11 protein-coding genes are annotated in these 13246 nt (G+C 46.5%); 5 read left to right on the top strand and 6 right to left on the bottom strand.

What is annotated here, in order from left to right:
• The first annotated feature begins 10 nt into the window (after positions 1 to 10).
• The 3 genes from HUU58_09345 (at position 11) to HUU58_09335 (ending at position 4485) form a co-directional block, all read left to right on the top strand.
• On the top strand, positions 11 to 595 hold the full coding sequence (locus HUU58_09345; GenBank protein ID NUN45877.1) for a GTPase domain-containing protein: 585 nt from the start codon (positions 11 to 13) through the stop codon (positions 593 to 595).
• A gap of 78 nt (positions 596 to 673) precedes the next feature.
• Entirely contained in the window at positions 674 to 1513 is an 840-nt protein-coding gene (gene uppP, locus HUU58_09340; protein ID NUN45876.1) for an undecaprenyl-diphosphatase UppP, read from the top strand.
• 173 nt (positions 1514 to 1686) lie between these two features.
• The gene (locus HUU58_09335; GenBank protein NUN45875.1) at positions 1687 to 4485 is read left to right on the top strand and encodes a SpoIIE family protein phosphatase; all 2799 of its coding nucleotides are present in this window, start codon (positions 1687 to 1689) and stop codon (positions 4483 to 4485) included.
• A gap of 92 nt (positions 4486 to 4577) precedes the next feature.
• On the opposite strand, the gene HUU58_09330 is transcribed toward HUU58_09335, so the two are convergent.
• The 6 genes from HUU58_09330 to HUU58_09305 all read right to left on the bottom strand — a co-directional run bounded on the left by HUU58_09330 (position 4578) and on the right by HUU58_09305 (position 10888).
• Positions 4578 to 5552, bottom strand: a complete 975-nt coding sequence (locus tag HUU58_09330) for a PorV/PorQ family protein (protein ID NUN45874.1) — start codon at positions 5550 to 5552, stop codon at positions 4578 to 4580.
• Positions 5549 to 7252 carry a hypothetical protein gene (locus HUU58_09325; GenBank protein NUN45873.1) on the bottom strand — a complete coding sequence of 568 codons (1704 nt, stop codon included), beginning with the start codon at positions 7250 to 7252 and terminating at the stop codon, positions 5549 to 5551. Before HUU58_09325 ends, HUU58_09330 begins: the two co-directional genes overlap by 4 nt.
• Positions 7253 to 7291: 39 nt before the next feature.
• Positions 7292 to 8734, bottom strand: coding sequence for an NAD(P)(+) transhydrogenase (Re/Si-specific) subunit beta (locus tag HUU58_09320; protein NUN45872.1), 1443 nt, complete (start codon positions 8732 to 8734; stop codon positions 7292 to 7294).
• A gap of 30 nt (positions 8735 to 8764) precedes the next feature.
• Positions 8765 to 9043 carry an NAD(P) transhydrogenase subunit alpha gene (locus HUU58_09315; GenBank protein NUN45871.1) on the bottom strand — a complete coding sequence of 93 codons (279 nt, stop codon included), beginning with the start codon at positions 9041 to 9043 and terminating at the stop codon, positions 8765 to 8767.
• Positions 9044 to 9064: 21 nt separating this feature from the next.
• A complete protein-coding gene (locus HUU58_09310; GenBank protein NUN45870.1) occupies positions 9065 to 10189 on the bottom strand; it encodes a Re/Si-specific NAD(P)(+) transhydrogenase subunit alpha in 1125 nt (374 codons plus the stop codon).
• A 228-nt stretch (positions 10190 to 10417) separates the two neighbouring features.
• On the bottom strand, positions 10418 to 10888 hold the full coding sequence (locus HUU58_09305) for a photosynthetic reaction center cytochrome c subunit (GenBank protein NUN45869.1): 471 nt from the start codon (positions 10886 to 10888) through the stop codon (positions 10418 to 10420).
• 151 nt (positions 10889 to 11039) lie between these two features.
• Here HUU58_09305 and HUU58_09300 point away from each other — a divergent pair, with 151 nt between their 5' ends.
• Together HUU58_09300 and HUU58_09295 are read left to right on the top strand one after the other, a co-directional pair.
• The gene (locus HUU58_09300; protein ID NUN45868.1) at positions 11040 to 11924 is read left to right on the top strand and encodes a tyrosine-type recombinase/integrase; all 885 of its coding nucleotides are present in this window, start codon (positions 11040 to 11042) and stop codon (positions 11922 to 11924) included.
• Positions 11925 to 12161: 237 nt separating this feature from the next.
• A complete protein-coding gene (locus HUU58_09295) occupies positions 12162 to 13181 on the top strand; it encodes a trypsin-like peptidase domain-containing protein (protein NUN45867.1) in 1020 nt (339 codons plus the stop codon).
• The last annotated feature ends 65 nt before the right edge of the window (positions 13182 to 13246 follow it).

The following is a 13246-nucleotide window of genomic DNA, read 5'->3' as shown; positions in this document are numbered from 1 at the left end:
GAGGATACGAATGTTTATCAACTGGGCATTACAAGAGATCAATCTGAAGATAGTGTACTACGGCCCCGGTATGAGCGGCAAGACGACCAATTTGGAATACATCCATTCCAAAATGGATCCCTCGCTGGCCGGCGAACTCGTATCGCTTAAAACCAAAGAAGATCGTACGATATTTTTCGACTTTTTACAACTTGAAGTCGGTCGTATCAAAGGTAAAAAACCGAAATTTAATTTATACACCGTTCCCGGTCAGGTTTATTACGCCTCCAGCCGTAAAGTTATTCTCAACGGCGTGGACGGTATCGTTTTCGTTGCCGATTCACAAAAGCATCGTATGGACGGCAATATTGAAACCTTGCTTGATCTGGAAAACAATCTGCGTGAAGACGGCCACTCGCTGGACTCGTTTCCTTGGGTGATCCAGTACAATAAGCGCGATCTTCCGGATGTTGATACAGTAGAAAATCTTCAAAAACGCCTCAATTATTTTAATGTACCTTATTATGAAGCCGTCGGTATCAAAGGTGTCGGTGTTTTTGACACACTCAAAGCGATCATCAATAAAGTGATTGCCAACGTTCAAACACAATTATAATTTTTCTGATATGCGGAAAAAAGCCCTACATCATTGGTGTAGGGCTTTTTTATTGTTACTTTAAACTTCAGGAAACGTATGGATTTTTTTCAAGCGATAGTGATCGGTATCATACAAGGACTTACTGAATTTTTGCCGATCAGCAGTACGGCGCATGTTCGCATCGTGCCGGCGCTTTTGGGTTGGTCAGATCCCGGCGCCGCCGTGACGGCGGTGACACAGCTTGGGACGCTGATGGCGGTGCTTATCTTTTTTAGAAACGATATTATCCGCCTTATCAAAGCGGCTTTTTTTTCTGTGACACGATGGAGTCAGAAAGCGCAATGGGATGCCGAGTTACGACAGGACGTACGAATGGCTTGGTTTATTGCACTTGGAACCTTGCCGCTCGGAATACTGGGAATTATTTTCAAAGATACGATTGAAACCGATTTTCGCAGCCTCACCATCATAGGATGGAGTCTGATCGGACTGGCTGTGATCTTAGCATTGGCGGAGGTGGTGGCCAAGCATCGTCGTAGTATTACCGACATGGATTTTAAAGATACCCAGATCATCGGGCTTGCGCAGGCTGTTGCATTGATACCGGGCGCATCGCGTTCGGGAGTGACGATCACGGCCGGATTATTTCTAGGTTTGACGCGTGAAAGCGCCGCACGATTTTCGTTTCTACTTTCGATCCCTGCCGTGCTAGCCAGCGGGCTTTTCGAACTAAAAGACCTTATTAAATACGGTCTCGGTGACGAAGGGTTGATTCATCTTTTCGTAGCCACGCTTGTCGCCGGTATCGTCGGATATGCTTCCATTGCTTTTCTGATCAAATGGCTACAGACACGTTCGACGACGATTTTTATCGTTTATCGTATCGTTCTCGGCATATTGATTTTGACGCTATCGGGAATGCATGTGATACGATAGAATGAATTGTAATGTATCAGTATGTTCTGCGCGGCGGTAATCGGAACGTATTCCAGTGGGCATGAACCGGATGCGCATATAAATAGTGAATCTTTTTTTATCATAGCGCGTAACCTTTGTTAGAGTATTTTTTGAAGCTTGCAGCATTGCGTTCTAAGCCATAAGTTATGACCATGAAGCCCACACACCTCCTATTTCGGCGCATTTTTCTGACAGCCTTTATGATCGCTGCCGTAGTCTTAGTCGTTGTCAATTTTTATCGTTTTGCCGCTTCTCCGACAGATGAAAATATTTTTGATGATGCACCGTCTCAGCTATACATCTTTCGCAGTTTTCCGGCCGATATCAGTTATTATCAAAAACGCGATACGACAGGTGTATTTATTCGCGATTCCGTATATGCAGGCGACTTGCTCGTATCCGTCGGCGGTATCTTTTGGAAAGATCAGGATTCCATAGCCCGATTTTTGAAACGCGTCGGATCTGAAGAAAAAATCAACGCCATTGTTTTTCGCTCCAAAGCATCCAAGATGTTCGTGGCCAATTTTATCCGGAAAGATGCCCCGGATAGTTTTTATCATGAAATTCCTTTTACGGCGCATGTGCGTGAAGTGGCCCACAACGGCGCTTCCGATCGCGCGGGCATGTTGGTCGGTGATTTGATTGTTCGTATCAACGGGCGAACATTCAAATCGGCGATCGAAGCGGATCGAATTCTGTCATCCGGACAAATCGGTAAGACCATTGCTTACGATATTTTGCGCGACAACCAAATCATTACCTTGGATGTTACGCTGGCCAAGTTTGGCATACCATTTTTTCTGTTGGTGATTTATGGCGCCGGTCTCGTGTATATATTAGTAGGATCATTTTTGGTTTACAAACGCGCGGATACCACAGCGGCAGTGCTTTTGGGAATGGCTTTTTTTCTTATCGGAATGATGTTGTCGCTTTTAGGTGAGCGGGGATCCTTGAGTACTACACCATTCGGAGTATTTGTGACCAATGTGCGATGGTGGAGCCTCGTACTTGGTATGGCCATGCTGATGCACAGCCGATTATATTTTCCGTTTTCCGTTCAGGAATTAATTCAGAAAAAATGGGTAGCCATCGTACCCTATGGCATATCGGCGATAACGTTTATCGGAATTGTAGTTTACCAACAAGCGTTTGCCGCGTTTGTAAGCGGTATTGCGATGATGGTGTATTATATATTTATCCGATTGCGTTACAAGTCGTATTTTTCATCCTCATATCGTTCGGTTTCGCGTCTGAGCGGTTGGATTGCTTTCGCATGCGCTGTTTTGGGTTATGTACTGACATTTTTCAGTGACGGTAATTCAGGACGTGGTTACCTTTTCGGTTATGCCGGATTCTTCTTTGCGCTGATCCCTCTCGCGCATCTTTATACGATCGCACGATACCACTTGATGGAGCTAAACTTCCGTGTGCGTCGTAATGTGCAATATGTAATCGCATCGCTGGTTTGGAATTTAACCGTGGTGTACGGCGCTGTACAATTGATTGTCATAGCGGTCACTTCGAATATGGATTTGCCTAATATCCGTTTTACGGAATCTTCTGTCGAAATTACGGATGTACCTGTAAGTGCGGATGAACGCATGCAAATTCTTAAAGTCGTTCTGATACTATTAGCTGTTTTGATGACGTTTGTTTGGGTACGCCTGCGATCATGGGGCCAACGTTGGATCGATTATAAATTTCACCGATCCCATCACGACTACCGGCGTGCGGCGGCAGAGCTTGCGGAGGTGATGGCGACCAATCTTAATATGAATGATTTGGCGCGCGGAATGGTTGAAAAATTAGCTTCGCTCATGCATCTCAAAATGGCCGGCGTCGTTTTTTATCGGGATGAAAAATCGTTGTGTTGCAGTGAAGTATATGGGTATGAATCCGGCGCGTGGCAGGCGTTATGCTCGAAGTCGGATCAACCTCTTATGGCGGCTGTGCGTGCCAATACGTCAACAGCTACGATCAATGTGGATAATTTACCGGGACCGCTGCGCAACGAATTGCGCCAATGCGGTTTTCGTTTTGTGATACCGATTCGCTCAAAAGAGCACACTGTCGGCGCGATTATCGTCGGGGAACGCATGTCGGAATCGCCGTTTGATCATGATGATCTTATGTTTTTGACGACGGTCGCCAAACAAGCTTCGGTTGCGATCGAGAATGCCTTTTTGTATGAGAATCTTGCCGAGCAAGATCGTTTGAAGCATGAGCTGAATATCGCCCGTCGCATTCAGTTGGAGTCATTGCCTCAAAAAACACCGAACGTGAGAGGTTTGGAAATCGCAGGGCGCTCGGTACCGGCGCTCGAGGTGGGCGGTGATTATTTCGATTATCTCAACGGTAAACCGGATAAGTTTACTGTTATCGTAGGCGATGTGAGCGGCAAAGGCACGTCAGCGGCGTTATATATGTCCAAGGTGCAGGGTATTATTCATTCGCTCAACAGCTTTGATCTGACACCGCGCGAATTGTTTATTCGTTCCAATCGTATTTTATGTCGTGATCTGGAGAAAAAATCATTTGTCACTTCGATCGGTGCAACGTTTCTATTGGAAGAGAAAAAAATTCGTCTCGCACGTGCAGGGCACTTACCGTTGTATTGTTACAATGCATCCCAACGCAAGGTGGAGCTTATTACGCCGCTAGGAGTAGGATTGGGCATAACCGATGACGGGACATTTGAGGAAAATCTGGAAGAGAAAGAATTCGCTTATGCACCAGGGGATGTCTTTGTTTTTGTAACGGATGGCGTGATCGAAGCGCACAATATTCATCGTCATGAATACGGTGAAGAGCGGTTATTGAAACTAATTGATGAAAAACCGGATTCCTCAGCGGAGATGTTGGTGCATCGGATCATTGATGATGTGCATTCGTTTACCGGTGAAGCCATGCAGCACGATGACGAGACGGTCGTTGTGATAAAAGCATTATAAAAAATCAGTTCGTACGTTACGTCGGCTTCTCACCGTTTGTGTGTTGATTTTAATTTTCAGAATCGAAATCGTTGCCGGACAAACGCAGAGATTCAAAATCTGACGTAGAGCCCCATGTCGTGCGATACGGTACTAATGCCGTTGCGCCCGTCCAATATAACAGTGTAATCCACGATGAGTTTTTCCCCAAACGTATCAAACGGGATTCCCAATCCCGCCGTCCAATCGTATTGATCCAAGCCTGTGCGTAAGAAAAATTTGTTTTGCCAGCCGATCTCAGCTCCAAAGTGATGCGCCAATGTGTAACCGGATGTTTTTTCCAGATCATAGGATGCGACCAACGAGAAATTTTCGTTGAGCGAATGATGATGTGCGACGCCGAGTCGTAATGTTGCCGGAAGCTTGTCCACCGTGGTTTCATCGCCGAGCCCGGTTGCATTGCGGGAGTATTGAAGTTTTTGTAAAAGATTTTTGAGTGAAATACCGAACGACCAAACCGGAGAATATTGATACAAAGCTCCGACATTTAATCCGACGGACGAAGCGGTCACATCGTAAATCCGGGAGTGAATCCATTGCGGTGCGATACCGGCTGAAAATTTTTCACTGAAACGTAATGCGAACCCGAACATCACGGTGTACTGTGTATCCTCGATGTGTTCGCCGGTAGCGTTGCCATCGGCATCGCGTACATCGCTTTCGCCGAAACCGCTGCGCAGTACGTTAATCCCAAATCCTGCTTTGGGCGGAAGAAACTTGGCAAATCCTGCAGAAGTGAATTGGCGATCAAAACTCAAAATACCAGTTGAAACAGCAACCTCCGGCTGAACAATCAGAGGCAGTCCTGCGGGATTGTAGTATGGGGCGTACACATTATCAGCTAATGCCGTGTACGCATCACCCATAGCGCGTGCACGCGGACCTAATCCCAGGCGAAGGAAGGACCCTGCGCGTCCACCATTATCTCCGGCATACAAAGCCGCGGCGGTTGTAATGCTGAAAACCATCCATTGCATCCAAATCAAATAACTTGTGGGAATATATAAATAGCGCCGCAGTATGATCATTTTCTCACCGTTACTTTGCCGTGAAACTTCTTTTTCCCCGCTTCGATAATATAAATATACGTACCATTGGCAACGCGTTGATCTTTTTGGTTCCTGCCATTCCAGAAAATGGTTTGATCAATCGGTGCGTTTTTGACAAGTGTGACGACCGGTGTCATAGAAAAATCATAGATGGATAACGTGACACGATCGTCGGATGAAAGGTCGTCTTTGTCAAATTGGAATCGTGTGATGCCATACTTCGGAGAGAAAGGGTTAGGATATGCGTATGAAGATGGATTTCCTTTTTGCCCGGGCTTGGCATACGCACGCGGTATGGTCCACGTCACGCCATCATCAGTAGAAATGCCCAAACCATCATAGGTTCCTGCAAAGATAGTATGCGTTCCGGATTTAGGAGTGACACCGATGGTTGTAAATTCGCTCGTAAAAATACGATCGCCGCTTGTTTGATCTATAATGGTAATAAAACGTTCCCAACTTTGGCCGAGGTTCGACGAGCGAAAAAGACCGTCCGACGTAGCAACGTACACTGTTTTTCCGTCAAAAGTAATGTTATTGACAAAATAACCGCGAAGCGAAGTTTGCCATGTCGCACCCGAATCGGTAGTAAAAGAAACGCCGGATTCTTCGGCCGAACTCAGGGCGCGGTTGGTCCCTGCCCAAATAACCCGATGCAGCGAACCGGATTCGGTATAAAATTGTTCAGCTAAGGCGGTGACAAAATTACCGCTGATATGGTGTTGATCGGACGTATAGCGTTTCCATGTTTGACCGAAATCGGACGAAAAATTGATACCGCCGGCCGAACCGCACCATATGCCATCGCGTGCGCTGATCACCGAAAAAACGCGATGATTGTAATGCTCTAAAGGGTCGATCGAAAAATCATAATCGCGGTCGGCTTTAATTTCAAGCAGCGAGTCGGGCGGCAATGGCATTGGCGTGAAATATCCGATCGTGCCGTCCAAGGCGATACGTGCGCGACGGAGTCCGCCGGCAAATGCGGCCAGCCAAATCGAACTGTCGTTGACAGCGATATCAAACGTGATATTATCTATCGCCGACTTGATCGTAACGACGTAGATCGAATCGGTAAGGAAACCCGTTTGCCGTCGCATCACATCACGTACCAAATTAAGAACGATCGGCTGCGATGTACGTGCATCCGTGCGTACGACGGGGCCCCGAATGGTGCCGGTGTCAGTGGGTTGCGCAATATGCGACCACGTGTTGCCGAAATCTTTGGAAATGGAAATACCGCCACTGACACCGTAGGTTGGTTCAATGGCGAGGGACGAATCGTAAGCCGTCGTTACATACAAAACGGATTTATGATGCGTGATGGCGACAGGCGAACCCTTGTATAATCCGTCAGAGCGTCCGATGATGTTCCATGCCGCACCCGCATTTGTGGTGATATTGAGATTGCTTCCTGCAGCGATAAAAACTGTATCGCCGGTTGTGGTAATAACACCGATCGAATTACCGGAAGGGCGCTCTTGTGCAATTGCACCGGTTTCATTTGGCATTTTAAATGAACGCTGCGCGATGACGGATGGTGCTGATCCTAACCAAATGAAAATGGCCAAATACAGACCTGTACAATACACGATGCGTTGATAACGTACGATAGTAAAACGCTTCATAAAAAAAGATAAAGGATAAAAAGGACAATCGCCATGAACATTTGTGATCATGGCGATTGTGTGTAACCGTCTATCAAACGAAGGGGGGTTCTAATTATTCATGCTCTTCAGTTCGTTGGTGAGTTTGGAAACGGCATCTTTCGCGTCACCAAAGTACATCAACGCATTGGGGAATCCGAAGAGTTCGTTATCAATACCGGCATAACCGGCCGCCATGGAGCGTTTGTTGATAATTACGGTTTTAGCGTAATCCGCATTAAGAATAGGCATACCATAAATCGGGCTGGACTGGTCATGGCGTGCGGCCGGATTGACGACGTCATTGGCACCGATGATGAGTGCGATATCGGCATTGCGGAAGTCATCATTGATTTCTTCAAGAGCGTACATGTGTTCGTAGGGCACATTGGATTCTGCCAAGAGCACATTCATGTGACCGGGCATACGACCGGCGACCGGGTGAATAGCGAACTTAACGGCGCATCCTTTTTTCTCGAGTACATTCATCAGTTCACGAACAGCATGCTGTGCTTGTGCGACGGCCATACCGTAACCCGGAACGACGATCACAAGACGCGCGGCATCAAACAGCATAGCGGCTTCCTCGACATCCACCGATTTGACGACTACTTGTTTTTTATCTTTCGAGGCTTCGACAGCCGGCGCCGTACCCCAGCCGCCGAGGAGCACATTCATCAGCGAACGATTCATGCCTTTGCACATAATGTCCGTAAGGATGATACCCGAAGCGCCAACCAATGCGCCGGTGATGATCAACATATTATTGTTGATCACAAATCCCGTAATCGCCGCGGCAATACCGGAGTAGGAATTGAGCAACGAGATAACTACCGGCATGTCGGCACCGCCGATGGGAATCACAAGCGTGATACCGAGAATAAGCCCGAGTATAGTGACCGTTAAAAAGTACCATTGGTTGTTCAAGTCCATAACGCCTAAGGCACCAATGACCAACGTAACAACGATCATCAGCGCGTTGAGCGGATGCTGCATAGGATAACGGATACTATTACCGGAAATCAAACCCTGAAGTTTGGCGTACGCGACGAGTGAACCGTTGAATGTAACCGCGCCGACAAGAATACCGAGCACTATTGAAACAGTGGTTTGATACGGCATATGCTCAAGAAGCGTCAATGACGGATTGGACTGAAGCGCAGTTTGATAGGTCGCCATACCGCGGTAATATTCCGCCAAGGCCACCAGGGTCGATGCACCGCCGCCGAATCCGTTGAGCAAACCGACCATCTGCGGCATGGAAGTCATTTCCACTTTAACGGCTAATACAGCGCCGACTAAAGATCCGGCCAAAACGCCTACGATAATCCATTCGTATGTGAGAATGTGTTTGTCAAATAACGTAACAACGATAGCGATCAGCATACCGACCGCTGAATAAAAATTACCTTTACGTGCCGTCTTCGGTGAACCGAGCATTTTGATGCCGAAAATAAAAAGTACGGCACCGATGAGGTACATGATATTTTCAATACTTTCGCGGAGATGTTCCATAGTGAACCTGTTGGTTTATCGCTGAGAAAATTATTTTCTTTTAAACATTTTGAGCATACGGTCAGTGACAAGATAACCGCCGACCACATTGATCATGGCAAAAGCCACAGCAATCACGCCCAAAATAGTGCTGATAGTCATTTCACCGATACCGGCACTGATCAGCGAGCCTACGATGGTAATGCCCGAAATAGCATTGGAACCGGACATCAGCGGTGTGTGCAGCGTCGGGGGTACTTTGGAAATCAATTCCACGCCCACGAAACAGGCGAGCACAAAAACCGTGATGAGCATAACGATATCACCCATATATATATCCTCCGGGATCGGTTATAAAACTTGTTTAATGCGTTCGTTGACTACCGCGCCATTGTGTACCAGTAACGCCGACTTGACGATTTCATCTTCCAGTTTGAGCTGGAGGTTGCCGTCTTTGGCGATGTACTGAAGCAATGCGAGCAGGTTTTTGGAATACAATTCGCTGGCATGCGTAGGTACGGTAGCGGGAATATTGGATTCGCCGATAATTGTTACACCGTGTTTGGTTACGGTTTTACCGACTTCGCTGACTTCGCAATTTCCGCCAAATTCGACCGCCATATCCAAAACGATGGAACCGTGGCGCATGTGTTTGATCATTTCTTCGGTGACGAGCACAGGTGCTTTTTTACCGGGTACCAGCGCGGTGGTAATGACGATATCGGCTTCGGTGATGTGTTTGAAAAGTAATTCTTTTTGTTTTTGCAGAAATTCTGCCGAGGCTTCTTTGGCATATCCGCCGGCATCCTGCATATTTTCAGCACCGGGCACTTCGATGAATTTACCGCCGAGACTCTGCACTTCTTCTTTGACCGCAGCGCGCACGTCGGACACTTCGACGACAGCACCGAGACGGCGAGCCGTTCCTATAGCCTGCAATCCGGCAACGCCGGCGCCCATGATCACAACTTTGGCCGGTGAAATCGTACCGGCGGCCGTCATCATCAGAGGGAACATTTTACCGAAAGCCGCAGCACACATCAGAACGGCTTTATAGCCGGCGATGTTATATTGTGAACTCAGGGCATCCATTTTTTGAGCCAGTGTAGTGCGCGGAATGAAGTCCATGGACATCAGATTGACGCCCGCTTCAGCACACGCTTTGGGCACTTGCGGATAATTTAGCCCATACACAAACGAAATCAGCAATGCGCCTTTTTTGATTTGTTTGATTTCCGCATCGCTGGGTTTTTGAACTTTGAGAATGATATCCGACTGACCGAGCAGGTCTGTCGCCGTAGCGGCAATGGCCGCGCCATGTTTGGTGTATTGTTCATCCGTATAATGAGCATTTTGGCCGGCGCTTTTTTCGACGCGGACTTCAAACCCCATTTTGATGAGTTTGGCAGCAGTATCGGGCGTCACGGCAACGCGGTTTTCGCCTGCTGCAGTTTCTTTGGGAATTCCTATGACCACGGAATAATCTCCTTAATAGCCGGGGGTGTATGCAAATTCACACTTAATTAAGAGTCATGAGACGGGAAAAAGAATGACTTCGGTCATATTGTACGCTAAAAAAAAAGAGTATTCAAGAGGGGACTATTTTTGAAGAAATCGGCCTATGCATCACACAATGTGATTATTTTATAGTATGACAAAAGCCTTTCGTGAAAGGTATTTCGGCTATAAATGGCTTGAATTGATTTATTTTACCCGCGTAGCCGGTTTGACTTCGCCGCGATGGCATGTTGCGCAATTGACCACAGGTCGTTCACTTAGTCCGTCAATTTTGCTAAGTACATTACGTATCGCTTCATTGAGTGGTCCGGCCATCTGACGCGCCGTCTTTTTTTCGTGAATAGCATCCGAAGCCCAGTTATTTGTATCGTGGCAATAGTCGCAACCGACCCCCAAAGCGATACTCCATTTTTCCATAATGACCGGCATTAACCCGGCTTCAAATCCCCCGATGGTCTGCAGGTTTTTAAAAACCGAATCCGCCGGTAATGATTCACGGCCTTCAAGGGTTTTGTTGAGTGCACTTAAATGTAATTTTCTAACGGCCGCCACGGAATCAGTTTGAGACCGGCTTTGCCCTAGGCACGGTGTAATAAGAGCCAAACCAAAAATACCTAAATTTAGGTGTACGAAAAACAATCGTGTGAAGCCGCGCATAAGCGTTTCCTTTTTAGAGAGATGATAGAGGATTGATCGTGAATACGCATCTAAATTATGATAGTTTCATTCAATATACTTCATCATCTAACCCACCACAGTTATGGAAAATATTATTCAACGTATGGTCATGGAAATGAAATTGAGAAACATGAGTGATAGAACGGTTGACGTGTACACCTACAGAGTGCGTTGTTTTTTGATGCATTTTCAAAAAGCGCCAGAAACTATCCGCGACGACGAGATTGGGCGATATCTTATGTTTTTGCGTGAAACAAAAAACTACAGTTGGTCCGGCGTTAATATCGTCTATAGCGCGATAAAGTTTCTATACGAACAAACCTTGGGCGTGGTTATCAATCATTTTCCGATGCCGCGACCGACGCGTGAGAAACGCCTTCCGGTTGTTCTGTCCATTAGTGAAGTCGAGCGGCTTTTGACGCATGAACCTAACGCAAAATATCGGCTTATTTTTATGATGATTTATGCGACGGGTATGCGATTGAATGAGCTTTTGCATGTTCGGCAGCGCGACATTGATCGGGAGCGCATGCTTATTTTGGTGCGCTATGCCAAAGGCGGCAGAGCGCGTTATGTACCTATGAATGCGACGCTTTTAATTCATATAGAAAATTATCTGCGTACGCAACCGAAGCAACGGTGGCTTTTTCCAGGGCAAATAGGGGATGAACCGCTTGCCGATCGTTATGTGCAAGGGCTTTTCCGTACATTACAAAAAAGAAGCCGGCTCAGTAAACAACTCAATATGCATGCCCTGCGTCATAGCTTGGCGACACATCTTTATGAAAACGGTACGGATCTGATGACGATCCAGCGTGTACTCGGTCATCGCAGTATCAATCCCACGCTGCAATATATCCAATTGCAAGCACGTGAATTCAACCAGATTGATCACCCGTTGGACCACATGCAAGCGTTTACTGCACTTCCTAAACGTTTATCACGATCCGCGTATGCGGACAGGCGTTATCGCCCCTGGCGCAGAAAAATAAACTGCTTTCAAGAATCTTATTAGGCGCATTGCATGGAATAATATTAATTACCCCGATGTAACGATATGTGAGATCATACAAAATACATTCTTCTCAAAATATCGTATTTATTGATCGTGGATTTGACTACACTTTAAATGTATTTTGCATTGTGAGCCTTAACTACCGATGCGAAAACCAATCTGTCGGATTAACTTATCTCGTGTAAAGCCGGTAGAGATGCGAAAAGGTTCATCGTTAAACTAAATCGGGGAAATTTTATGAAAACATTATTGCGTATGATGGTCATTATCGCATTTGGCCTCTTGCTTTCGTGTTCGTCACGTATTCGCCAAGCGGCTTATCCGACCTTATTTGATAATGAATACGACAGCGAATTCCCATACCGAAGCAGTTCGGATCAATTGGAAGAGATCAGCGCTTCGGTAAAAATCATGTTCTCCACGGCGTTTTATAATTCGTACTATTTTGATGAAAAATTTGCCGTAACTCCGACGGCGGTGCGCGCCGGTGCAGCAGAAAAATACGCGTACCGTTATCTTAATACGCAAGCCTCTGTGTCCGGTACGGCGACGGTGATTTATTATGATACCAAACGTGTGGCTTTACTTACGTGTGCGCATGTTGTCGAATTTTCGGATACGGTGTATTCTTATTATCCGAGCGGGCATGTCCAGTCGGTGTCTTTTCTTCAACGTCAAAGCAATTTTATACGCGATTTGCCGGAAGGCGGAGAGTTGGAAGTTTTAGCCATAGATAGCAAAAATGATATCGCGATCATCGGCCGTTCATTTGATCATATGCCACAGGAACCCGTGCATGTTTTCGGATATCCGATCGGGAAATCCAAAAAATTACGATGGGGTTCATTTGTGTACGTGATCGGTTATCCGATGGGTTTTAAAATGGTAACCAAAGGCACAGTGAGCAGTCCCAATCGCGATCGTAACGGTTCCTTTCTGACCGATGCGCCGATGAATGAAGGACTCAGTGGAGGGATCGTGCTCGCCATCAAAGACGGGGTGCCCAATTTTGAACTTGTGGGCGTGGCGAAATCCATATCCGCTACGCAGGAATATTATCTGATGCCGGATCCCGGTTTTACACAGGAAATTCCTGCGCCAAGTTTATATAAGGGTGAACTGTACGCTCGCCTTAAAACAGAATACCGTTACGGCATCACCCATGTCGTATCAACAGAAATTTTGCGTTCAATGTACGAAAAATACAAAAAAAGCATTGATGCCAAAGGTTACTCGATGGATGCGCTTTTCAAATAGCCGCTTTTGCTGACAAAAAATAAAAATGAAATTTTGAAGAATCTAAAAAGCTGGTTCGGCTAGGC

The organism is bacterium (genome assembly GCA_013360215.1).
Taxonomy (GTDB): domain Bacteria; phylum CLD3; class CLD3; order SB21; family SB21; genus JABWCP01.
The sequence above is the reverse complement of the archived record's forward strand: the minus strand, read 5'-3'. Positions and strand labels throughout refer to the sequence as shown.

What these genes read in the sequence shown, in the direction of transcription:
- HUU58_09345 (NUN45877.1), top strand. Translation starts at nt 11, where the DNA reads ATGTTTATCAACTGGGCATTACAAGAGATCAATCTGAAGATAGTGTAC.
- uppP (NUN45876.1), top strand. Translation starts at nt 674, where the DNA reads ATGGATTTTTTTCAAGCGATAGTGATCGGTATCATACAAGGACTTACT.
- HUU58_09335 (NUN45875.1), top strand. Translation starts at nt 1,687, where the DNA reads ATGAAGCCCACACACCTCCTATTTCGGCGCATTTTTCTGACAGCCTTT.
- HUU58_09330 (NUN45874.1), bottom strand. Translation starts at nt 5,552, where the DNA reads ATGATCATACTGCGGCGCTATTTATATATTCCCACAAGTTATTTGATT.
- HUU58_09325 (NUN45873.1), bottom strand. Translation starts at nt 7,252, where the DNA reads ATGATCACAAATGTTCATGGCGATTGTCCTTTTTATCCTTTATCTTTT.
- HUU58_09320 (NUN45872.1), bottom strand. Translation starts at nt 8,734, where the DNA reads ATGGAACATCTCCGCGAAAGTATTGAAAATATCATGTACCTCATCGGT.
- HUU58_09315 (NUN45871.1), bottom strand. Translation starts at nt 9,043, where the DNA reads ATGGGTGATATCGTTATGCTCATCACGGTTTTTGTGCTCGCCTGTTTC.
- HUU58_09305 (NUN45869.1), bottom strand. Translation starts at nt 10,888, where the DNA reads ATGCGCGGCTTCACACGATTGTTTTTCGTACACCTAAATTTAGGTATT.
- HUU58_09300 (NUN45868.1), top strand. Translation starts at nt 11,040, where the DNA reads ATGAGTGATAGAACGGTTGACGTGTACACCTACAGAGTGCGTTGTTTT.
- HUU58_09295 (NUN45867.1), top strand. Translation starts at nt 12,162, where the DNA reads ATGAAAACATTATTGCGTATGATGGTCATTATCGCATTTGGCCTCTTG.